This is a genomic window from Azoarcus sp. DD4, assembly GCF_006496635.1.
GTDB lineage: Bacteria > Pseudomonadota > Gammaproteobacteria > Burkholderiales > Rhodocyclaceae > Azoarcus.
In genome coordinates, this window is sequence record NZ_CP022958.1 from 5326083 (window position 1) to 5348286 (window position 22204).

General features: G+C 68.5%; 21 protein-coding genes. 4 read left to right on the plus strand and 17 right to left on the minus strand.

Translation table 11 applies throughout. The features are described from left to right. Positions 1–81: 81 nt before the first annotated feature. Both ccmB and ccmA read right to left on the minus strand, forming a co-directional pair. Positions 82–750 carry a heme exporter protein CcmB gene (gene ccmB, locus CJ010_RS24725; protein WP_141020449.1) on the minus strand — a complete coding sequence of 223 codons (669 nt, stop codon included), beginning with the start codon at positions 748–750 and terminating at the stop codon, positions 82–84. Beyond that, complete coding sequence (ccmA, locus tag CJ010_RS24730; RefSeq protein WP_141020450.1) at positions 744–1370, minus strand: cytochrome c biogenesis heme-transporting ATPase CcmA; 627 nt, start codon at positions 1368–1370, stop codon at positions 744–746. Before ccmA ends, ccmB begins: the two co-directional genes overlap by 7 nt. A 484-nt stretch (positions 1371–1854) precedes the next feature. Here ccmA and CJ010_RS24735 point away from each other — a divergent pair, with 484 nt between their 5' ends. After that, a complete protein-coding gene (locus tag CJ010_RS24735) occupies positions 1855–3489 on the plus strand; it encodes a methyl-accepting chemotaxis protein (RefSeq protein WP_141020451.1) in 1635 nt (544 codons plus the stop codon). Positions 3490–3798: 309 nt separating this feature from the next. Here CJ010_RS24735 and CJ010_RS24740 read toward each other — a convergent pair whose 3' ends face one another. From CJ010_RS24740 to CJ010_RS24780, 9 genes are all read right to left on the minus strand, one after another. Then, positions 3799–4452, minus strand: a complete 654-nt coding sequence (locus CJ010_RS24740) for a NapC/NirT family cytochrome c (RefSeq protein ID WP_141020452.1) — start codon at positions 4450–4452, stop codon at positions 3799–3801. Positions 4453–4474: 22 nt separating this feature from the next. Next, entirely contained in the window at positions 4475–4927 is a 453-nt protein-coding gene (locus CJ010_RS24745) for a nitrate reductase cytochrome c-type subunit (RefSeq protein ID WP_141020453.1), read from the minus strand. Continuing rightward, complete coding sequence (gene napH / locus CJ010_RS24750; protein ID WP_141020454.1) at positions 4924–5871, minus strand: quinol dehydrogenase ferredoxin subunit NapH; 948 nt, start codon at positions 5869–5871, stop codon at positions 4924–4926. Before napH ends, CJ010_RS24745 begins: the two co-directional genes overlap by 4 nt. Beyond that, positions 5868–6728, minus strand: coding sequence for a ferredoxin-type protein NapG (napG, locus tag CJ010_RS24755; RefSeq protein WP_141020455.1), 861 nt, complete (start codon positions 6726–6728; stop codon positions 5868–5870). Before napG ends, napH begins: the two co-directional genes overlap by 4 nt. Before the next feature lie 163 nt (positions 6729–6891). Next, positions 6892–9438, minus strand: coding sequence for a nitrate reductase catalytic subunit NapA (gene napA, locus CJ010_RS24760; protein WP_141020456.1), 2547 nt, complete (start codon positions 9436–9438; stop codon positions 6892–6894). 1 nt (position 9439) lies between these two features. Beyond that, positions 9440–9694, minus strand: a complete 255-nt coding sequence (locus CJ010_RS24765; RefSeq protein WP_141020457.1) for a chaperone NapD — start codon at positions 9692–9694, stop codon at positions 9440–9442. Beyond that, positions 9691–10197 carry a ferredoxin-type protein NapF gene (napF, locus tag CJ010_RS24770; RefSeq protein WP_141020458.1) on the minus strand — a complete coding sequence of 169 codons (507 nt, stop codon included), beginning with the start codon at positions 10195–10197 and terminating at the stop codon, positions 9691–9693. Before napF ends, CJ010_RS24765 begins: the two co-directional genes overlap by 4 nt. A gap of 124 nt (positions 10198–10321) precedes the next feature. Beyond that, a complete protein-coding gene (gene narL, locus CJ010_RS24775) occupies positions 10322–10975 on the minus strand; it encodes a two-component system response regulator NarL (protein WP_141020459.1) in 654 nt (217 codons plus the stop codon). A 145-nt stretch (positions 10976–11120) separates the two neighbouring features. After that, on the minus strand, positions 11121–13049 hold the full coding sequence (locus CJ010_RS24780) for a HAMP domain-containing protein (protein WP_141020460.1): 1929 nt from the start codon (positions 13047–13049) through the stop codon (positions 11121–11123). A 258-nt stretch (positions 13050–13307) separates the two neighbouring features. On the opposite strand from CJ010_RS24780, the gene CJ010_RS24785 reads away from it, so the two are divergent. Further along, a complete protein-coding gene (locus tag CJ010_RS24785; protein ID WP_205754853.1) occupies positions 13308–14000 on the plus strand; it encodes a Crp/Fnr family transcriptional regulator in 693 nt (230 codons plus the stop codon). 5 nt (positions 14001–14005) lie between these two features. Here the strand turns inward: CJ010_RS24785 and CJ010_RS24790 are convergent, their stop codons facing one another. The 6 genes from CJ010_RS24790 to gmk all read right to left on the minus strand — a co-directional run bounded on the left by CJ010_RS24790 (position 14006) and on the right by gmk (position 19706). Further along, positions 14006–15430, minus strand: a complete 1425-nt coding sequence (locus CJ010_RS24790) for an exonuclease domain-containing protein (RefSeq protein ID WP_141020462.1) — start codon at positions 15428–15430, stop codon at positions 14006–14008. A gap of 2 nt (positions 15431–15432) precedes the next feature. Next, entirely contained in the window at positions 15433–16200 is a 768-nt protein-coding gene (locus CJ010_RS24795) for a class I SAM-dependent methyltransferase (protein WP_141020463.1), read from the minus strand. 132 nt (positions 16201–16332) lie between these two features. After that, positions 16333–16524 (minus strand): DUF3460 family protein, encoded by a 192-nt coding sequence (locus CJ010_RS24800; RefSeq protein ID WP_141020464.1) that lies wholly within the window; start codon positions 16522–16524, stop codon positions 16333–16335. 120 nt (positions 16525–16644) lie between these two features. Then, on the minus strand, positions 16645–18846 hold the full coding sequence (locus CJ010_RS24805) for a bifunctional (p)ppGpp synthetase/guanosine-3',5'-bis(diphosphate) 3'-pyrophosphohydrolase (protein WP_141020465.1): 2202 nt from the start codon (positions 18844–18846) through the stop codon (positions 16645–16647). A 26-nt stretch (positions 18847–18872) separates the two neighbouring features. Then, positions 18873–19088 carry a DNA-directed RNA polymerase subunit omega gene (rpoZ, locus tag CJ010_RS24810; protein WP_011767674.1) on the minus strand — a complete coding sequence of 72 codons (216 nt, stop codon included), beginning with the start codon at positions 19086–19088 and terminating at the stop codon, positions 18873–18875. 3 nt (positions 19089–19091) lie between these two features. Further along, entirely contained in the window at positions 19092–19706 is a 615-nt protein-coding gene (gene gmk, locus CJ010_RS24815) for a guanylate kinase (RefSeq protein WP_141020466.1), read from the minus strand. 320 nt (positions 19707–20026) lie between these two features. Here gmk and imuA point away from each other — a divergent pair, with 320 nt between their 5' ends. Both imuA and CJ010_RS24825 read left to right on the plus strand, forming a co-directional pair. Beyond that, the gene (gene imuA / locus CJ010_RS24820; protein WP_141020467.1) at positions 20027–20764 is read left to right on the plus strand and encodes a translesion DNA synthesis-associated protein ImuA; all 738 of its coding nucleotides are present in this window, start codon (positions 20027–20029) and stop codon (positions 20762–20764) included. 15 nt (positions 20765–20779) lie between these two features. Continuing rightward, a complete protein-coding gene (locus CJ010_RS24825; protein WP_141020468.1) occupies positions 20780–22204 on the plus strand; it encodes a DNA polymerase Y family protein in 1425 nt (474 codons plus the stop codon).

Here is a 22204-nt window from a genome sequence, read left to right on the forward strand (position 1 = left end):
GCTTCGCTAGGCGGCGCCGGTTCGCCGCTGTGTCGCCGGAGTGGTCCGTGCGCGCCGCGCGGGCCGGGTAAAGGTTGATCGTCATTCGCTCGAAATCCGCAGCGCCGCGGCGCAGGCCAGCGGCGCCAGCGCCAAAGCCCCGGCCAGGCCGCCGCCGAGCAACAGCAAGTGGGCGGCGGCGCCGGTGCCGGACAGCTCCGCCTCGACCGCGCCGGCACCGAAGATCAGCACCGGCACGAACAATGGCAGCACCAGCAGTGCAAGCAGCATGCCACCGCCGCGCAGGCCCAGCGTCAGCGCCGCCCCGACCGCGCCGAGCAGGGCGAGGATGGGCGTGCCGAGCGCCAAACTTAAGACAAGCACCGGCAGCGCGCCTTGTTCGAGGTCAAGCAGCAGCGCCAGGCCCGGGGCCACCACCATCACCGGCAGCCCGGTGCTGAGCCAGAAGGCCAGCACCTTGGCGGTCACCCACAGCACGGCAGGCTCACTAGACAGGAGAAGTTGCTCCAGGGTTCCGTCGACATGGTCCTGGGCGAACAGGCGGTGCAGCGACAGCAGGCAGGCAAGCAGCGCGGCGACCCACAGCACGCCGGGCGCGATCGCGCGCAGCAGATTGGGCTCGGCACCGACACCGAAGGGGAAGAGACAGACCACGATGACGAAGAAGGCCAGCGTCACCAGCACGTCGGCGCGGCCGCGCCAGGCCAGCAGCAGGTCGCGCCGCAACACCGCGAGAAAGGCGCTCAGCATGCCCAGGCTCCGACGTCGAGCACCCGCGGCGCACGTGCAAAGGGCGCATCCTGGTGGGTGGTGAGCATCACCATGCCGCCGGCAGCGCAGTGGTCGGACAGCGTGGTCGCCAATTCGGCCACCGCCGCCACGTCGAGCGCAGTGAAAGGCTCGTCGAGTATCCACAGGGGCCGGCGCGAGCCGAGGAACAGGCGGGCAAGGCCAACGCGGCGGCGCTGGCCCTGCGACAGCACCCGCGCCGGCAGGTCGAGCTGGTCGGCCAGGCCAATGCGCACCAGCGCCTGCATGCAGCGCTCCTCGTCGGCGTCGTCACCGGCGGCGGCACAGGCGAAGCGCAGGTTTTCCAGCGGCGTGAGCAAGTCGTTGAGAGCGGCGGCGTGGCCGAGATAGAGCAGCGCGCGGTGGAAGGCGTCGCGTTCGCGCGCGATCGACCGCCCCTGCCAGCGCACCTCGCCGGCTTCCGGCAGGGCCAGGCCGGTGAGCAGACGCAGCAGGCTGGTCTTGCCGACGCCATTGGGTCCGGCGACGCGCAGCAGCTCGCCCGCCTCCAGACGGAGGGCGAGGCCGCGGAACAGCAGGCGGTCGCCCTTCAGGCAGGCGAGATCTTCGGCTTCGAGCATGGGGACGGATTGAACCACAGGGCGGCAGCGGCGGGAATGGATTTTGCCCTGCCGACGTCAGCCGCAGTGCCGGATTGTCGGCTTTGCAACAGCGCTATCGATGCGCGCCGATGGTGCGCAGCAACATCGGCCGCACGCCGGCAAGGCCCGTTTCTCGCAATAAACCATGTTCACAGAATGGTTTTATGCAGGCACACTGCGCGCCGCTGCAATGGGGCGCCGACCAGCGCATCGGCATACGCGGCGAGCGTCGCCACGTCGAAGAACCGCACGGGCAGGCATTTCCGACGTATTACCTAGGTAATACAAGTTGCCACTACGGAGTCACTCAGAAAGCCTTTTGGCGAAAAGGATTGATGGCCATTGGGCGATCGTCGTCACCACTTTCGTCGTGGGCATGGAAAGTGCTGCGTACGGATTGCATACCCACCTTAATCAGCGCCCGGGCTGCACCGCAGACCGCCTGGCTTCCGGGGAGAACAGCATGCGTGCAAGCAGGTACAACACCGAGATCGAAACCGTCATCCCGGACGGCGAGTTCATCTACTCCCGCACCGACCTCAAAGGCCTGATCGAGGAAGCCAACGAGGCTTTCGCAGAAATCAGCGCCTATACCCGCGAGGAAATGATAGGCAAACCGCACGGCATGGTGCGCCACCCCGACATGCCGGCCGAGGCCTTCGCCGACATGTGGGCCGACCTCAAGGCCGGGCGGCCGTGGCGCGGCCTGGTGAAGAACCGGCGCAAGGACGGTGGCTACTACTGGGTGGTCGCCAATGCCTCGCCGGTGCGCGAGAACGGGCGTATCGTCGGCTACCAGTCGGTGCGCGCCCGTCCCACCCGCGACGAGATCGCTGCGGCCGAAGCCGCCTACAAGCGCATCCGCGACGGCGACCGCTCGATCAAGGTCTATCACGGCCGCGTCGTGCAGCGCCGGCCGGAATGGCTCAACGGTCTGATGTCGCTGCCGGCGCAACTCGCCTTCGTCGGCGTCGCCGCGCTGTTACCAGCGCTGCTGATGCTGGTCGGCACGATCGCCGACATCGCCCTGCCCGCCGCCCTGACGCTGGCTGTTGCCGCCCTGTCCGGCCTCTACGCCCTCTACTTTCTCGTCTTCTTCGCTCCCCACGTGAACCGCGACCTCGCGGCGACCGCGGCCTGGCTGGAGGCCATCCTCACCACCGGCGACCTGCGCCATCGCTTCGATCTCGGCCGCCGCGACGTCATCGGCGCGGTGGCGCGTCGCGCCGACAAGGTCGTGTCCTCGGTACAGGCCACGCTGCAGGGGATGAGCGAGGTGTCGGTGCAGGTGGAGCGCGCCGCCGGCAAGGTCGGCAGCAGCGTTCACGACGTGCGCGTGTCGGCCCAGACGCAGAGCGAGGCGGCCAGCTCGGCCGCGGCCTCGATCGAGGAAGTGAGCGTGTCGATCAGCGAGGTTGCAGCGCATGCGCTATCGACCCGTAGCGTGGCCGAGGAGACCAGCCGGGTGTCGGACGATGGCGCCCGCATCACCCGCGACGCCAGCCGCAACATCCAGTCGCTCGCCGACCGCGTGCGCACCTCGGCCGAGCAGCTCGAAACCCTGGGCAAGCGCTCTGACGAGATCGGCCGCATCACCGGGGTGATCCGCGAGATCGCCGATCAGACCAACCTGCTCGCGCTCAACGCCGCGATCGAAGCCGCCCGCGCCGGCGAACAGGGCCGCGGCTTCGCGGTGGTGGCCGACGAAGTGCGCAAGCTGGCCGAGCGCACCGGCGAGGCCACCCGCGAGATCGGCACGATGATAGACACCATCCGCGACGAGACGCGTCAGGCGGTCGATACCATGCGGGCCGGTGCCACCCAGGTCGGCGAGGGCGTGGAGCGCGTCGGTGCCGCCGAAGCCTCGCTCAACCGCATCAACGCCGAAATGGTGAACACGATGCAGCGGGTGTCTGAAATCTCCCACGCCTCCGGCGAGCAGCAGGGCGCCATGCAGGATCTGGCCCGCCACATCGAACAGGTGGCGTCGATGACCGAACAGAACGTAGCGGTCGTGTCCGACACCGAGGACATGGTGCGCCACCTCGATACCGTGGTGGACCGCATGCGCAAGGCCATGGGCCAGTACGCCGTGTAGAAAGGAGCCCCCACGCTTGCCACTGCGTGGCGGCGCTGCCCCCCAAGGGGGCTGTTTTGCCTTGGGGCGGCCCGACGGCAAAACGGCAAGCCCCCACGCTTGCCACTGCGTGGCGGCGCTGCCCCCCAAGGAGGCTGTCTTGCCTTGGGGCGGCCCGGCTGCAAAACGGCGAGCCCCCACGCTTGCCACTGCGTGGCGGCGCTGCCCCCAAGGGGGCTGTCTTGCCTTGGGGCGGCCCGACCGCAAAACGGCAAGCCCCCACGCTTGCCACTGCGTGGCGGCGGGCGTGCCGACCCGCCGCCACCGACTTTATTGCGATTGCGCCGGCTGCTGCGGTGCAGCCTGTTGCGGCGCCGCCGGATGGAAGACCTCGGGAGCCACCGAGTCGCGCCCGGCGCCGATTTCCTGCTCGATCGGCGGCAGCGAGTGGGCGATGCCCTTGTGGCAATCGATGCAGGTCTGCCCGGCCGACAGCCCGGCCTGGTGCATCTTGTTGGAGCGCCGGCCCTGCACCGAGTAGTCGAAGTACTCGTAGTTGTGGCAGTTGCGGCATTCCTGCGAGTTGTTGGCCTTCATCCGCCGCCATTCGTTCTGCGCCAGCTGCAGGCGCTTGGCGTTGAACTTCTCCGGCGTGTCGATCGAACCCAGCATCTTGTGCCAGACCTCGTTCGACGCCTTGATCTTGCGGACGATCTTCGGCCCCCACTCCTTGGGCACATGGCAGTCCGGGCAAGTCGCCCGCACGCCGGTACGGTTCTGGTAGTGGATGGTGTTGCGGTACTCGCGATAGACGTTTTCCTCCATCTCGTGGCAGGAGATGCAGAACTGCTCCTTGTTGGTCATCTCCAGGGCCCAGTTGAAGCCGCCCCAGAAGATGATGCCGCCGACGAAGGCCACCCCGAGCAGACCCCAGCCTGCCCGGCGCAGCTTGGCCCACAGACCGCTGTTGTTGTTATCCGTCATGACAGTCCCCGTTCTGTTGGCTCTAGCGCAGGCCTTCGGCGCGCTGGAACTTGTTGGTCACCAGCGGCTGGGCATCGGTCTGCGGCACATGGCACTGCATGCAGAAGTAGCGCCGCGGCGAGATGTTGGAAAGCTCGCCACCGTCGCGGTCCTTGAAGTGGGTCAGGCTGACCTTGGTCGCACCGGTCTCCTGATAGCGGCTCCAGGCGTGACAGTCCATGCAGCGGTTGAAGTTCTTGGTGACCTCGTAGCCTTCGGTCTTGTGCGGAATCAGCGGCGGCTGCTGCACGTAGTCGCGCGGGATCGGCGCGCGGTCGGGAATCGGCTTGTAGCTGCCGGGCGCCACTTCCGGCGCCGACACGTCGTTGCCGCGTATGCTCTTGACGCCTTCCGCGATCGCGGCGGGCGGGACGGCAGCGCCGATGCCGAGGGCGGCAATGAGCGCAATCACGAGTTGGCGGGTGGGTTTGTTCATGACTCGCTCCTGTTGAATCGGGTCGTAATACGGAAAACGTCCTTGCCGCAGACATCGACGCAGCGCCCGCAGGTGGTGCAGTCGCCGTCGAGGATCAGCGGGTGGTCCTGCCCCACGCCCTTGAGCGCGGGACGGATGACCTGGGGTTCGGGGCAGACTGCGAAGCAGTCCATGCAGTCGTTGCAGGCGCTGCGCCGCGCCGCCGACACGCGCACGGTGGCAGCCCGGCCGAGCAGGCCGTAGAAGGCCCCCTGCGGGCACAGGTGGCCGCACCAGCCGCGCGGGGCGATCAGGAAGTCGTAGAAGAAGATGCCGCCGACGATGCCCCAGGCCAGGCCGAAACCGAAGATCAGGCCGCGGTGGAACATCGACACCGGATTCACCCACTCCCACGCCAGGCTGCCGGTCACCGCCGCGGCGATCATGACGAAGGCCAGTAGCCAGTAGCGCGTGTTGCCGGCCGGCGCCTTGCCGCCCTTGAGGCCGAGCCGGCGCCGCAGCCAGGCCGCGGCGTCGGTGACGAGGTTCACCGGACACACCCAGGAACAGAACAGGCGGCCGCCGAACAGCAGGTAGAAGGCGAGCACGATGCCGCCGCCGATCAGCGCCTCGCGGTAGGGCAACTGGCCGGCGAAGAGGGATTGCGCCAGGACGAAGGGATCGGTGAGCGGCAGCACGCCGAGCGTGAGGCTGGACGTCAGGTTGCCCTTGACGATCCACCAGCCGAACCAGGGGCCGAGCAGGAACAGCGCGAGGATGCCGAGCTGGCTCGACCGACGCAGCAGCAGCCATTTGTGCGCCCGCAGCCAGCCCTTGGTCGCGACCGCCTCCGCGCCGGGACGCGCCATGACCCCGCGCAGGGCGGCGCCACGCACGCTGGTCGGCGGCACCGGGTGGGCGCTGTCGGTAACGCTTTCGGTGGGCGTGTTCGCGGCGGCGTTCATGGCTTCCACCCCGAATCGAGGCCGCCACCCGGCGCGGCAGGAGCCGGCGCCGGCGTTGGCGTTTCGCCCGGCCGCAGGCGGGTGTCGCCATAGGCCTTGTCTTCCATGCCGCGCACCGGCAGTTCCACCTGCTCGCCGATCAGCGAACCACCGGCGGCTTCCTTTTCCTCCCAGCCACGACGGTAGTGCTCGGCGCGCGAACCCTGCGCCAGCTTGACCGGCAGCACCTTGATCGCCGCCTCGCCCGGCAGCACGCAGGCCTTCTCGCACTTGCCGCAACCGGTGCAGTGATCCGAATGCACCGTCGGCAACAGCATGGCGTGACGGTCGGAGCGCGGGTTGTGCATCTTCTCCAGCGTGATCGCCTTGTCGATCACCGGGCACACCCGGTAGCAGACGTCGCAGCGCAAGCCGAGAAAGTTGAGGCAGGTTTCATGGTCGATCAGCACCGCCAGGCCCATGCGCGCCTTGCCGATCTCGGTCAGCCCGCGGTCGAGCGCGCCGGTGGGACAGGCCGCCACGCAGGGGATGTCCTCGCACATCTCGCACGGCACCTTGCGCGCCTCGAAGTACGGCGTGCCGCTGGCAACCGCGTCGCCGAGGCGGGCGAGTTCGAGGGTGTCGTAGGGACAATCACGCACACACAGGCCGCAGCGCACGCAGGCGGCGAGGAAATCGCCTTCCGCGAGCGCGCCCGGCGGCCGCAGCGCGGTCGCCGGCAATGCCGACGCCTGGCGCGCATAGAGCCCCGCGCCCAGCGCCAGCAGGCCGGCACCGCCCGCCACGCCGGCCGCATCCTTGAGGAAGCGGCGGCGCGCACTCGGTTGCGGCGTGTCCTTGGTGGTGTCGTCTTTCATGATCCTGCAACGCGCTCGCAACCGGCAGCCGCCGTCCGGCCGTGCCGGGCGGCGTGCGGGCCGCGCACGCATCGTTCTCGCTGACTGGTATGTGCCGCCGCCCACCGCGCGGCCACCCCGGGGGGCGTGACCGCATGCTGCGGGGCGGGCCGGCAACGCTTGCTCAGGCCTTCAGCACCTTCACCGCGCACTTCTTGAAATCGGTTTCCTTCGAGATCGGGCAAGTGGCGTCCAGCGTGAGCTTGTTGATCAAGCGGCCTTCGTCGAAGAAGGGCACGAAGATCAGGCCCTTGGGCGGCTTGTTGCGGCCGCGCGTCTCCAGCCGGGCGACGACTTCGCCGCGCCGCGACACCAGCTTGACCGCCATGCCGCGCTGCAGGCCGCGCTGCGTGGCATCGTCCGGATGCATGAAGACCTGGGCCTCGGGCACGGAGCGGTGCAGTTCCGGCACGCGGCGGGTCATCGAGCCGGTGTGCCAGTGCTCCAGCACGCGGCCGGTGCACAACCACATGTCGAACTCCTTGTCCGGCATCTCCGGCGGATCCTGGTAAGGCAGCGCGAACACCACCGCCTTGCCGTCCTTGTGGCCGTAGAACTTCACGCCCTCGCCCTGCTTGACGTAGGGGTCGTAGCCTTCGCGGAAGCGCCACAGGGTTTCCTTGCCCTCCACCACCGGCCAGCGCAGGCCGCGCGCCTTGTGATAGACGTCGAAGTCGGCGAGATCGTGACCGTGGCCGCGGCCGAACTGGGCGTATTCCTCGAACAGGCCTTTCTGCAGGTAGAAGCCGAGCGCCTTCGACTCGTCATTCATGTAGGCGGGAATGGCGTGGGCGTTGGCCTTGTCGACGTCGGCGAGCGGGAACTTGTTCACCGTGCCGTTGGCGTAGAGCACGTCGAACAGGGTCTTGCCCTTGAATTCCGGCTTCTTGGCGATGAGTTCGGCCGGCCACACTTCCTCGACCTTGAAGCGCTTGGAGAACTCGATGTACTGCCACAGGTCGCTCTTGGCTTCGCCCGGCGCATTGACCTGCTGGCGCCAGAACTGGGTGCGGCGCTCGGCGTTGCCGAAGGCGCCTTCCTTCTCGGTCCACATCGCCGAGGGCAGGATGAGGTCGGCAGACAGCGCCGACACCGTCGGATAGACGTCGGACACCACCACGAAGGCGTTCGGGTTGCGCCAGCCGGGGTAGATCTCCTCGTTGACGTTGGGCCCGGCCTGCATGTTGTTGGTGGTGCTGGTCCAGTAGCACTTGAGCTTGCCGTCCTTCAGCGCACGGCTCTGCGCCACCGCGTGCAGGCCGATCTTGGCCGGGATGGTGCCCTCCGGCAGCTTCCAGATCTGCTCGGCGATGGCGCGATGCATCGGGTTGGCGACCACCATGTCGGCCGGCAGGCGGTGGGCGAAGGTGCCGACCTCGCGCGCGGTGCCGCAGGCCGACGGCTGGCCGGTGAGCGAGAAGGGGCTGTTGCCCGGCTCGCTGATCTTGCCCACCAGCAGGTGGACGTTGTAGATCATGTTGTTCACCCAGGTGCCGCGGGTGTGCTGGTTGAAGCCCATGGTCCAGAAGGACATCACCTTCTTGTTCGGATCGGCATAGACCTCGGCCAGCCGCTTCAGCCGCTCGGCGGGCACGCCGGTCAGCTTGGCCGTCTTTTCCAGCGTGTATTCGGAGACGAACCTGGCGAATTCCTCGAAGCTGATGTCCTTGGCCGCATTGGCGTCGCCCTTGGGCTTGCCGTCGGCACCGGGGTAGCCGTTGCTGGTCGCCTTCTGCTCCAGCGCGTGGGTGGGGCGCAGGCCGAAGCCGATGTCGGTCTCGCCGGCCTTGAACTTCACGTTCGCATTGACGAAGGCGGTGTTCACCCGCTTGGTCTGGATGATGTAGTTGCAGATGTAGTTGAGGATGGCGAGGTCGGTCTGCGGCGTGAAGATCATGCCGTTGTCGGCCAGCTCGAAGGAACGGTGCTCGAAGGTGGACAGCACGTGCACCTCGCTGCCTTCCTTGGACAGGCGACGGTCGGTGATGCGCGTCCACAGGATGGGGTGCATCTCCGCCATGTTCGAACCCCACAGCACGAAGGCGTCGGCGTTCTCGATGTCGTCATAGCAGCCCATCGGCTCGTCGATGCCGAAGGTACGCATGAAGCCGGTTACCGCCGAGGCCATGCAGTGGCGGGCGTTGGGGTCGATGTTGTTGGTGCGGAAGCCGGCCTTGAACAGCTTGGAGGCGGCATAGCCTTCCCAGATGGTCCACTGGCCCGAGCCGAACATGCAGATCGAATCCGGCCCCTGCTCCTTGATCGCGGCCTTCCACTTCTCGGCCATGATGTCGAAGGCCTGATCCCACGAGATCGGCGTGAATTCGCCGTTCTTGTCGTACTTGCCGTTCTTCATCCGCAGCAGTGGCTTGGTCAGGCGGTCGTCGCCGTACATGATCTTGGACAGGAAGTAGCCCTTGATGCAATTCAGGCCGCGGTTCACCGGTGCGTCCGGATCGCCCTGGGTCGCCACTACGCGGCCGTTCTGCACGCCCACCAGCACCGAACAGCCGACGCCGCAGAAGCGGCAGGCCGCCTTGTCCCAGCGCACCTTGGTGGCGTTGGCGCCATTGGGCTGCGCCTGCGCCACCACCGGGATGCCGATGCCGGCGCTCGCCGCTGCCGCGGCGACCGCATTGGCCTTGATGAAATCGCGTCGATCCATGCTCATCTCACGCCTCCAGTAATTCCAGACCTTCGTCGGTGTATTCATAGGCGAGCGTGGCGCCGAGCACATGCTCGGCCAGGCTCACCGCCAGTATCGAATCGGTCATCGAGTAGCCCTCACCGTCCTCGATGGTGAGGACCATGCGGCCGTTCTCCGTCGATGTGCCGTGCAGCTCCACGCCCGGGATCTCGCCCAGGGTTTCGCCCAGTTCGGCAAAGTGCTCGGGCTTGGCCCGCACGACCAGGCTTGCGATCCTCATGCGCCTTCCTCCATCGCCAGCTTCGTATTCATGTCCAGGGAAATCGCCCGCACCGGGCAGGGCGCATGGCAGGCGCCGCAACCGGTGCAGCGCGAGGCATCGAGTTCGGCCAGCGCGACACCACCGATGCGTGGCCGGAAGCGGATCGCACCCTCGCCGCAGGCTTCGCCGCAGACACGGCATTCCACCCCCTTCAGGGCCAGACAGCCGTCGCCGATGCGCGCCGTCAGCGACCACGGCGGCGCATCGGCCGCCGGGCGCGACAGGGCTCTGGGGGTACAGGGCGGCACGCAATCGCCACAGAAAGTGCATTCGCCGCGGGAAAAATCGACCGTCGGAAAGCCGCCCTCGCCCGTCACCACGATGCCTGTGGGACAGGCGGCGACGCAGGCGTCGCAGCGGCTGCAACGGGCGAGGAAGTCCGCTTCGGCCAGCGCCCAGGGCGGGCGCAGGGCCGGTGCAACGGCGCGGACACGACCGCGCAACAAGCCCCGGCGCAACATCGAAACGGATTCCACAACTTTTCCCCGCATTGGTAACGGGGTCTATTGGGCGCCCTCACCGCCAGGGCCGTCATTGACCTCAGTCAAGACGAGAATGGCTCTCATCGAAGGCAGGGCACGCGACTCAGGCCGGGGCGCGCAGATGCTCCACCGCCCACACCGCGGCCTCCACCCGCGAGCGCACCGCCAGCTTGCGCAGGATGTGCTTGACGTGGACCTTGACGGTGCCTTCGGCAATATCGAGCTCGCGACCGATGAGCTTGTTCGACAGACCGCCCGCGATGTGCTCGAGGATGCGCAGCTCCTGCTCGGTTAGGCCGGCCGCTTCCACCGAACGCGGCCGGCTCTCGCCCCGCAGTGCAACCGCCATCAGGTGGGTGAGTTGCTCGGAGATCACGATGCGACCGGCAGCCGCCTCGCGCAGCGCAGCGACCATCGCTTCCGGCTCCATGTCCTTGAGCAGGTAGCCGTCGGCGCCGGCGCGCAGTGCGGCAACGAGGTCTTCGCCATGATCGGACACGGTGACCATGACCACCCGGGTGTCGAGCTGGGCCGCACGCACGCCGCGCAGCACATCCAGGCCACTCATGTCCTTCATGTTGAGGTCAAGCAGCAGCAGGTCGGGCGCCAGCCGCAGCGCCAGCGCCAGCCCCTCGACGCCACCGGCCGCCTCGCCGACCAGCCGGAAGGACGGGATGGTCGCCAACAGCTGGGCCAGCCCTTTGCGGAACAGCGGGTGGTCGTCGACCAGGACAACGCGCTGGATCTCCTCGCTCACTTGACGACCCTCCTGTCGCTACGCGCCGCAGGGCTGGCTTTGCACAGCCAGCCCGTTGCGCAGGCGTGGAGCAGTGCTCCACGAAACCCCTGCTCCACCCCCGCGGGAGTGCGCGCGCCGCCTTCGGGCGGCCGGGCGGCGGCGCTCATGCGCCTCCCCCGGCAAGACTCGCAACGGCGTCGGCCGCCAGCGCGTGGGCCGGCCGCGGCTGGGCCTGGAAGCTCAGCGCGACGCGGGTGCCGCCAGCGCTGCCGGCACCGATCTCGAGTTCGCCGCCGAGGCTGCGCGCACGCTCGCGCATGATGGTCATGCCGTGGTGGTTGCGCGCATCGCCCGGTACCGCAGCAAGACCGACGCCGTTATCCTCGATCACAACGCTGACGCGGTGGCCGGGATCGCAGCTGAGGCTGACGGTGGCCTGGGTGGCGGCGGCATGGCGCACCATGTTCGACAGGGCTTCGCGGACAATGTGCAGCACATGCACCTCCTGGTTGGGGCCGAGCGGACAGTCGGCCAGTCGGGTTTCGAGCCGGACGGCGACCCCGCCCTTGCCGGCGTATTCGTCCACCGCCGCACGCAGCAGGTCGGGGAAGTCGCCGCTCATCTGCAGACGGAAGGACACCAGCAGTTCGCGCAGCTGGCGGTAGGCAGCGTTGATGCCGGCGCGCAGATCGGCGAGGATGGTGTCGGCCTCGCCGCGCCGCGACGGATCGCCCAGCACCGGCTGCAGCAGTGCGACCTGGATCTTCATGTAGGACAGGGCCTGGGCGAGCGAATCGTGCAGTTCGCGGGCGATCACCGAGCGCTCCTCCTGCAGCGCCAGCAGGCGCTCCTGCTCGGTGCGGCGGGCGGTGCCGAGCGCCATCGCGATGTGACGCGACAACGCTTCCACCAGCTGGCGCTGCCAGTCCTCCAGCCGGCGCCCCACCGGCAGCGCGAAACGCAACATGCCGTAGTGGTTGTCGCTGTCGCGTAGGGGTACCCGCAGCACTTCGTGATCGCCCTCGCGCTGGTAACTCCAGGGCACGGCGTGGGCCCGGCAGTGCTCGCAGGCGAGCGCGCCGGCGCCGCCGGCCAGCCGTTCCGGGCAGGGGCCGAGGCTGGAGGCGAGCACCGTGGCCGGCCCGTCGTGACGCGGCTCGATGCAGGCCAGACTGCCGCTCAAGCCCATCACCTGTTCGATGTCGCGCAGCGTCTCGGTATAGGCTTCGGTGGCCGCCGGTGCGTTGTAGAGCCGCGCGATCGCGTGGTAGAGCACTTCCAGCGAGCGGTTGCTGCGCTGCAGTTCGGCCGTCTTGGCCTCGACCCGCGCTTCGAGATCGCGATAGAGCTTGGAGAGCTCGCTCGCCATCAGGTTGAAGGCAGCGCCGACGCGGCCCAGTTCGTTGCGCCCGGTATGCGCCAGACGCACTGCGAAGTCGCCGCTGCCGATACGGCTGGCGGCGTCGAGCAGATTGCCGAGCGGCCGGTGCACCAGCCGGTGCAGCAGCACCAGCGCGACGCCGACCACGATCAGGGTGACGACGATGGCCACCGCCAGGATACGGCGCAGCTCGCCGATGCGCGTTTCGGTATCGTGCTCCAGCACCGCCACCAGCGTGTTGAGCTGCTCGACGAAGTTGTCCACGTCGGTCAGCAACTGCTCCACCTGCTCCGCCGTCGGCGGCACGCCGGCCTCGCCCAGCGCCTGCAGGCCGGGCTTGAGACTGAGCTTCCAGCTGGCCTCGACGCCGCGGTAGGTTGCCGCGAACACGCCGTCGGGTTCGCGTTCCAGCACCCGCTGCAGCTCGGTGTGGGTGAAATGGCTGTCGAACTGCGCGATCGCGTCGCGCACCCGGGGCCCCGGCACGCGGCCATTGATCGCCTCCGCCGCCGCCAGGCTGGCGACGCGGTGAGTCAGCCGGCGCAGGCTGCCGGCAACGTTGATCGCGCTCGCGCTGCCCTGTACCGTTTCCGCCACCACCACCGACAGGCTCATGCCAGCCAGTCCGATCGCCGTCACCGCCAGCATCGCCAGGCCCACCAACAGCAGGATGGAGCGCCGGGCGAGCGCATCCGTAAGTCGCTTGCGCATGTGCGCTCTCCGTCGCCGACCGGCGCTGGACGCCACGGTCGGAATGTAGACATACCTCGTTCGGGCGGCGGCGCCCCGTCAGGCGACCACCGTCCAGATCTCTGACTATAGTAAACAGCGATTTAACCCGTTCCGCTTATACCTCCAAGGAGGTATCCGGGTGCAAACCGGCCGGATTTCCGCTTATTCATTCCGATTGCAACGCGATCTACACTGAGTTCGTCACCACGCAACCGCGCGTGCATCGGGAGACGGATGATGACCGACGAGACAAGCACCTTGCTGCAGGACAGCCTCAAGACGATCGCCCCCTTCGACCTGCTCGACGATGCCCAGCGCCGTCAGTTGCTGGAGCACGGCCGTTGCCTGCGCATGGCGCGCGGCGAGATCCTGCGGCAACCGGGACAGCAGCCCGACTGCGCGTTCGTGGTCCTCGACGGCGAGGTCAAGCGTTTCCTGCTGTCGGCCTCCGGTACCGAAATGGTCATCCAGCTGGTCGGCGCGGGCGACAGCTTCGGCGAGGACGTCGCCCTGCTGGAGCGCGAGCCGCTGGTCACGACGCAGGCGATCCGCGACAGCCGGCTGCTGCAGCTGCGCGGCGTCGACCTGCGCGGCGCGATGGCGAGCTGTCCGGCCTTTGCCGCCGCGCTCGGCACGCGGCTGGCGGCGACGATGTACGCGCTGCTCGAGAACCTGCAGCAGTGCTTTCAGCGCAACAGCGTGCAGCGCGTCGCACACTATCTCACCCGGCTCGCACCGGCCAGCGCCGAACACTGCGAAATCCGCCTGGAAACCGACAAGCAGACCATCGCCGCCCAGCTCAACCTGACGCCCGAGACCCTGTCGCGGGTTCTGTCGCGCCTCACCCGCGACGGCATGATAAGGCCGCAGGGGCGCCGCGGTCTGGTGCTGGACAAGCTGTCCCAGCTGCGCAGCTGCGCCGCCGGCTGAGGCCTTCAAGCCGCCAGCGGGCGCACCGCGGCGGCATGCGCCGGCGTCGTCAGCCAGCGCGCGAACATGCGGTAGGTATCGAGATCGAAACTGCGCGGCGCGGCAGCAATCTCCGCCAGCGCCGCCTCGTCGTCGGTGCTGCCGAGATAGCACCAGCGATCGAACAGGTGGTGGGCGGTCAGTCCGCTCGCACCGTGGCGCTCGACGGCCACCGCCGGGCCGGGCCACGGCCAGGGTTTGAGGCGGGCCGCCGCCAGCGCGCCAAGCAGGCGCGCATCGTGCTGGGCAGGGGTCTCGCGGCCATCGCACACGCCGGCGCAACGCTTGGCGCGATGGGCGGAACAGGCCCCCTGGGTGCCCGATTCCAGGCCCAGGCGACGCGGACACAGCTGGTACAGCAGGGCGAATTCGCGCAGCAGGTTTTCCTGCTCCTTGCGGCTGCGGAAAATGCCGTACAGGGCATCCCAGTCCTGTGGATCGGTGCCCTGCACGATCACCCGCTCGAGGATGGGCGGCCGCTTGCGGTTGGGGATGTAACGCAGCGCGAAGGCGGCCTCGCCTGCATGCTGGATGCGGTTGTGGCTCGGCCGCCGCGTCCGCAGCAGCTCGGCTTCGAGCAGTTGCGCGCCGAGCTCGCCAGCGGTTTCCAGCCATTCGACCCGCTTCACCTGGCGCACGAGATCCGCCTCCTTGCCGCCGCGCGCCGCCGCGGCGAACTGCTCCATCACCCGGGCGCGCAGGCTGGCGGCACGGGCGACGTAGAGCGGCCGTTCGCTGCCGCCGGCCGGCGCTTCACCCTCGGCGAAATACAGATAGACACCGGGCGCGTCCGGCAGGCCTTCGATCGCCCCCTCCGGCAAACCGGGCGGGCGCGACGGCGCCTTCATCGCCCGCTCGACCGCACGCGTCAGCGTGGCCGCCGGAAAGGCATCGGCGACGAGGCGGGCAAACTGCCACAGCACCTCGGTGTCGCCCATCGCGCGGTGGCGGGCGCTGCAGACCAGGCCGTGGCGTTCGATCAGCGCATCGAGGCCGTGGCGGTGGTGATCCGGATAGAGTGCGCGCGACAGCTTCACCGTGCATAGCACCGGGGCGTCGAATTCGCGCCCGAGCGCCGCATAGGCATTCTTCATGAAGCCGTAGTCGAAGCGGGCGTTGTGGGCGACGAACACGCAGTCGTCGAGCAGGGCCGCCACGGTGTCGGCCAGCGCAGCGAAATCCGGCGCGGCGGCCACCATCTCGTCGGTGATGCCGGTCACGGTCTGGATGGTAGGTGGAATCGGCACGCCGGGATTGACCAGGCTCTCCCAACGCTGCACCAGTTCGCCGCCTTCGACCCGCAGGATGGCGATCTCGGTGATGCGGTCGCGCAACGGATGCGCACCGGTGGTCTCGAGATCGATGAGGGCGAAACGCGCCGGCAGCGACATCTTCAGGCCGGCTGCGGTTTGCGCCCGACGTACTCGCGGAACACGCCCAGCGTCACCATGCAGCGCACGTCCTCGAAACCGGCGCGGCGCATCGCGTCCATCACGCGCTCCGGCTCGACCGAGGCCTGGATGGTGTCCCAGTAATATTCCCATAGCATGGAAATGTCGGGCGTGCAGCGCGCCAGGCGGGCCAGCACCGGCACCACCGCGCGGATGTAGCAGCGCATCGCCATCCGGCCGAGGGCGCTGCGCGGCCGGGTGATTTCCATGATGCAGGCAGTGCCGCCCGCACGGAGCACCCTCAGATACTCGCCGAAGGCGAGATCGAGGTCGGCGACGTGACGCAGCGCATAGCCCATCGACACGAAGTCGACATGCGCGGCCGGCAGCGGAATGGACTCTGCATAGGCCTCTATCGTTTCCACGTCCAGCTTCTTGCGTAGTTCCTCCAGCATGCCGGGCGACGGATCCAGCGCGACCAGCCGGCCGCGCGCGCCGACGATGCGGTGCGCCTCGCGCGCCACCAGCCCTGTGCCGGCGGCGACGTCCAGCACCGTCATGCCGGTGGCCAGTCCGCTGCGCTGCAGGGCATAGCGCCGGTACCACGGACCGGTGCCAAAGGCGGTGATCTGCTCGGCGCGGTCATAGCCGGAGGCGGCGCGGTCGAACAGCGCACGGGTGGTGCTGCGACGCTCGTCCTCGCTGGAAAAGTAGCGGCGCAACTGCGGGTCGGTCTGCAGCGGACTGGCGCTGGAAGCAGGTTCGGTCATCTTGATGTTGGCCAGGAGGGGCAGCGAAAGCCGGCGGACATCCGGTGCTGCATTGAAAACCGGCGCCGGGCCTTGAGCGTGCCCGGCGCCGGTGGTGGCGGCAACTGCGCGGCGCGATGCCGCCCAGCCGGCTCAGTGGGTGTTGATGTCGTAGTAGTAAGGCTTGACCGGCACGCGCGAAGCCTGCTTCTGTTGCTGGTCTTCCAGCGTCTGCGGCTTGTCCCACCACAGGGCGCGACCCTTCTTCTGTTCCACGGCTTCCTGCGGATGCTTCTCCATCCACTCGCGCATGAACTTGGTGTGTTCGGATTCGTACATGGCCATGCTTGGATTCTCCCTCGAAAACGTGTGGATTCTACCAGCCCGCGGACGCGTCGATGCGCGCGGCGCTGCATATGACGTCATTGCATGAAATTACATTGGCATTACGCGACAAGATAGGCGTCAGCCGACGCGGCCGTCGCCCTTGACGCGGCCGATGCGCACCACTTCCTGCACCCGGCGCACGCCGCGCATGACGCGTGCGAGGTGCATGCGGTCGCGCACCTGCAACGTGAAGCTGAGCGCGATGTACGCGCCCTGCTCGTTGTCCATGCTGACGTTCTGGATGTTGCACTCTTCCTCGGAGATCACGCTCGCCACCTTGGCGAGCACGCCGCGGGCGTTCTTGGTAAGCACCCGGATGGTGACGTCGAACATGCGGTCGTCGCCCGGCTCCCATTCGACATCCACCCAGCGGCCGCGGTCGCCACGCAGCTTGGCCACCACCGGACAATCGTGCAGGTGCACCTCCAGCCCCTGGCCCTTGCGGATGGTGCCGATGATGGGATCGCCCGGAATCGGGTGGCAGCAGCGTGCCAGCTGCACCGCGATGCCCTCGCTGCCGCGGATCATGATGGCGCCGGCGGGCTTGGGCTTGATCACGTCCGGTCGGCCGGATTCCTGGTCCTGCGCCTGCGACAGCCGGCGCGCGACGATCACCGGCAGGCGCTTGCCCAGACCGATGTCGGAGAAGATCTCCTTCTTGCTGCGCACGCCGCGGTCGCGCAGGAAGCGGTCCCAGGCGAAGGTGGAGATCTGCCCCAGCGTGAGCCCGTGCGGACGCAGCGCCTGGTTGAGCAGGCGCTCGCCGAGCGCGACCGACTCTTCCTGCTGCGCGCTCTTGAGGAAGTGGCGGATCTGCGCGCGCGCCTTGCCGGTGCGCACATAGGACAGCCAGGCCGGATTGGGGTTGGCGTGGGCGGCAGTGATGATCTCGACCTGGTCGCCGTTGCGCAGCTCGGAGCGCAGCGGCATCAGGTCGCCATTGATCCGGCAGGCGACGCAGCGGTTGCCGATGTCGGTATGCACCGCGTAGGCGAAATCGACCGGCGTCGAGCCCTTGGGCATGGAGAAGATCTTGCCCTTGGGCGAGAACACATAGACCTCGCCCGGGAAGAGGTCGATCTTGACGTGTTCGAGGAACTCGGTGGCCTCGCCCGAGGTGGATTGGAGTTCGAGCAGCGACTGCAGCCAGGAGTGCGTCTTCTGCTGCAGCTCGGTGAGCGTCTTCTCGTCTTCCTTGTACAGCCAGTGCGAAGCCACGCCGGTTTCGGCGATGTGGTGCATCTCGCGGGTGCGGATCTGCACTTCCACCGGGGTGCCGAAGGGACCGATCAGCGTGGTGTGCAGCGACTGGTAGCCATTGGCCTTGGGGATGGCCAGGTAGTCCTTGAACTTGCCCGGCACCGGCTTGTACATCGAGTGCAGCGCGCCGAGCGCGAGGTAACAGGCCGGCACATCGCGGACGATGACGCGGAAGCCATAGATGTCGAGCACCTGCGAGAAGGACAGGTGCTTTTCCACCATCTTGCGGTAGATGCCGTAGAGGTGTTTCTCGCGGCCCTGCACCTCGGCCGAAATCCCCCACTGCGGCAGCCGCTCCTCGATGCCCGCGAGCACCTTGCCCACCACTTCGCGGCGGTTGCCGCGCGCCGCCTTGATGGCCTTGGACAGCACCCGGTAACGCAGGGGATAGCGATGCTGGAAGGACAGTTCCTGCAGCTCGCGGTAGAGGTTGTTGAGCCCCAGCCGGTTGGCGATGGGCGCGTAGATCTCCAGCGTCTCGACCGCGATGCGGCGGCGCTTGGCCGGGCGCATGTAGTCCAGCGTGCGCATGTTGTGCAGCCGGTCGGCGAGCTTGACCAGGATGACGCGCAGGTCGCTGGCCATCGCCAGCAGCATCTTGCGGAAGTTCTCGGCCTGGGCCTCTTCCTGCGAGCGGAACTCTATCCTGTCGAGCTTGGACAGGCCGTCAACCAGCTCGGCCGAGGTCTTGCCGAAACGCTCGGCGATCTCCGCCTTGGAGATGTGGGTGTCCTCCATCACATCGTGGAGGAGCGCGGCGGTGAGCGCCTGGACGTCGAGATTCCAGTCGGCGACGATGGAAGCGACCGCGACCGGATGCGAGATGTAGGGTTCGCCGCTGATGCGGAACTGACCCTCGTGGGCTGCCGCAGCGAAATGGTAGGCGGCGTCGATGCGGCCGAGATCGTCGGCCTTCAGGTAACTGGCGAGCTTGTCGCGCAGCGCCGCAAAGTCGGGAGAGACATCGGCGGCGTGCGGCGACGGAGGCTGCAGGGGGGCAGATACGGCGGTGCTTTCCATCGCACGAGTCCCCCCGGGGGCCGGGGTCAGGCCTGACCGCGGTTGAGCATCTCGAGCCCGACCTTGCCGGCAGCCACTTCGCGCAGGGCGATGACCGTGGGCTTGTCCTTGTCGTGCGGGTCGAGTTCGATCTGCGGCGTGCCGCCGGCGGTCAGCTGACGCGCACGGTAGGTGGCGGCCAGCGTGAGCTGGAAGCGGTTCGGAATCCTTTTCAGGCAGTCTTCAACGGTGATGCGGGCCATGGTTCAGTCCTGTTCGAGAAACGCAAAATACTGCGGATGGCGCAGATGCTGGTTGGCGTAGCGTAGCCGGGCGGCGCGCACGACTGCAACCAGATCGTCGAGCGCTTCATGCAACTCGTTGTTAACGATAACATAATCGAATTCACCGACGTGTCGCATCTCGCCCCGCGCGCCCAGCAGACGGCGGCTGATGACCTCGTCGCTGTCGGTACCGCGGCCGCGCAGGCGGTTTTCCAGCTCTTCTGCCGAGGGCGGCAGGATGAATACGCCGACCGCGTCCGGGAAGGCCTTGCGCACCTGCTGCGCCCCTTGCCAGTCGATTTCGAGCAGGGTGTCGCGGCCGGCGGCGAGCTGCTCCTTCAGCCAGACCTTGGAGGTGGCGTAATAGTTTCCGTGCACCTCGGCCCATTCGAGGAACTCGCCGCGGTCGCGCAGCGCGCGAAAGGTGGGTACGTCGACGAAATGGTATTCCCGCCCGTCCTGCTCGCCCGGACGCGGCGCACGGGTCGTGTAGGAGATCGACAGCTGCACCTGGCGGTCGCGTTCGAGCAGGCCGCGCACCAGCGTGGTCTTGCCGGCACCGGAAGGCGCGGTGACGATGAAGAGGGTTCCGGGCATTGTTGCCGTCCTTGGTCGATTCGGGATGGACATCGTGACCCGGCCGCGGCGACAGCAAAAACGGCGGCACGGGTGCGCATACGACACCCGGCGGGCATCGAGCCCTCGCCACGGCACTGGGAAGGTCTCGATTGTAACGCCGGGATCAGCGGCCTGGCGCGCGTTCTCGTCGCCGGGGACCGCGGTCGCGGCGACGACGCAATGGCCCCTGCGCCGGATGGACTCCGGCCGGCTTGAAGCATGGCGCGTTGACTGTATAAACTTACAGTCAATTCAATCTTCGCACGACGCCCGCCTCTGTGGCCGGCGTCGTCCGCTCCATGGCCACTCGCGCTCCCGCCCTTGCCGAACTGCTGCAACGCGCCGACCTCTGGCGCGGCGGGCGGCTGGCCGGCGCTGCCGTGTCGGTGGTGGCGAGCGGCCATGCCGCGCTCGACGCGGCGCTGCCAGGCGGTGGCTGGCCCTGCGGCGAACTCACCGAACTGCTGTGCCGGGATGCCGGTATCGGCGAACTGTCGCTGTTGTTGCCCATACTCACCGCGCTCGACCGGGAAGCCGGCCCGATCGCGCTGGTGGCGCCGCCCTGGCGGGCCCACGCACCCGCCTGGCAAAGCGCCGGCGTGCCGCTCGACCGCCTGCTGGTGGTGGAAGCCGCAGCCGCCGATGCCGCCTGGGCCTGCGAACACCTGCTCGCCAGCGGCGCCCTCGCCGCACTGCTCGCCTGGCTGCCGGACAGCGATGCCCGCAGCCTGCGCCGCCTGCAGCTGGCGGCCCACGGCCGGCGCAGCCTGGCCTTCGTGTTCCGCCCGCACAGCGCAGTCGGCAATGCCTCGCCAGCGCCATTGCGGCTGCTGCTGAGCACCGGCGAAGAGAGCCTTGCGGTCGAGCTGATCAAGCGCCGCGGCCCGCCGCTGGCCCGGCCCTTGCAGTTGCAGGTGGCGCGGCCGCTGGCCTGGAACCGGCAACGCCCGCATCAGGCCGGCCCGGCCACCGCCGGGCTCCCGGTCGCCGAGCGGCGCCCCTCGGCGCCCGAAGCCCGTCAGCTGGTACGGCCCTGAGCGGATGGATGCATCATGCTGTGGCTCGCCCTGCATTTTCCCCGTCTCGCGGTGGAGGTCTTCGCCGCCGATCCGCCCGTCGCGGTGGTCGCCAGACAGCGCGTGGTGGTGGCCGACGAGCATGCCGAGGCGGCCGGCATCCTGCCCGGCATGCGGCTGTCCAGCGCCCTCGGCCTGGCCCCCGGACTCACGGTGCGTGACCTCGAACCAACACGCCAGCGCGCCGCGCTCGAAACCCTGGCCTGCTGGGCGGGCCAGTTCAGTCCGCAGCTGAGCCTCGCCTCGACCACCGAACTGGTACTGGAAATCCAAGGCAGCCTGCGGCTGTTCGGCGGCTTGCCCCGCCTGCTCGCGCAGGTGCGCGGCGAAGGCGCCGCACAGGGCTTTTCGCTGCGCCTCGGCCTCGCACCCACACCGCTCGCTGCCCAGTGGCTGGCACGCGCCGGAGTGGCACCGGAGGCGTCGACGGCAATGGGCGGCATCGACGACGCAGCGCTCGCCGCGCTGCCGGTCGCCGTCCTCGACCTTGCCGCCGCCGACCAGCGCCGTCTTGCCACCCTCGGCCTGCAGCGCATCGGCCAGTTGCTGGCCTTGCCGGCATCCGCCCTGGCACGCCGCTTCGGCCCCGAGCTGGCGCAGCAGCTTGCCCGCGCGACCGGTGCGCTGCCCGATCTGCGGCCGCCCTTCGCCTTTCCCGAACATTTCGCCCAGCGCCTGGAGCTGCCCGCCCGCGTCGATCATGCAGCGATGTTGTTGTTCGCCGCGCGCCGGCTGGTGATGGCACTCGCCGGCTGGCTGCAGGCGCGCGCCGCGGGGATGCGCGAATGCCAGCTCGAACTCATCCACGAGGACGCCGAGCCCAGCCGCCTGCTGCTCGCCTTCGCCACCGCCACGCGCGACCCGGAACGCCTGCTGCGGGTGCTGCGCGAACGCCTCGATCGCCTCAGCCTGACCGCCCCGGTGGTGGAATTGCAGCTCTCCGCCACCACCGTCGAGACCCTTCCCGGCCACAGCGCCGGGCTGTTCGGCGAACGCGGCGGCGAGGGCATCGCCCCGGTGGTCGAACGCCTGCGGGCACGGCTTGGTCGCGAGGCGGTGCACGGGCTGGCGGTGATCGCGGAGCACCGCCCCGAATGCGCTACCCGCGCCACCGACTGGCCGCAGCCGGGCAGCGGTGCCGCGCCCGTCACCGGCGGCGCCCGCCCGCTGTGGCTGCTGCCCGCACCGCGCGCACTCGCCGAACAGCGCGGCCGCCCCCAGCACGACGGCCCGCTGCGCCTGCTGACCCGCGCCGAACGCATCGAAAGCGGCTGGTGGGACGGCGGCGAAGGCAGCGGCGACCAGCGCCGCGACTACTTCGTCGCACTCAGCAGCCGCGGCGCCTGGCTGTGGGTGTTCCGCGACAGCCGCGGCTGGTGGCTGCACGGCCACTTCGCCTGA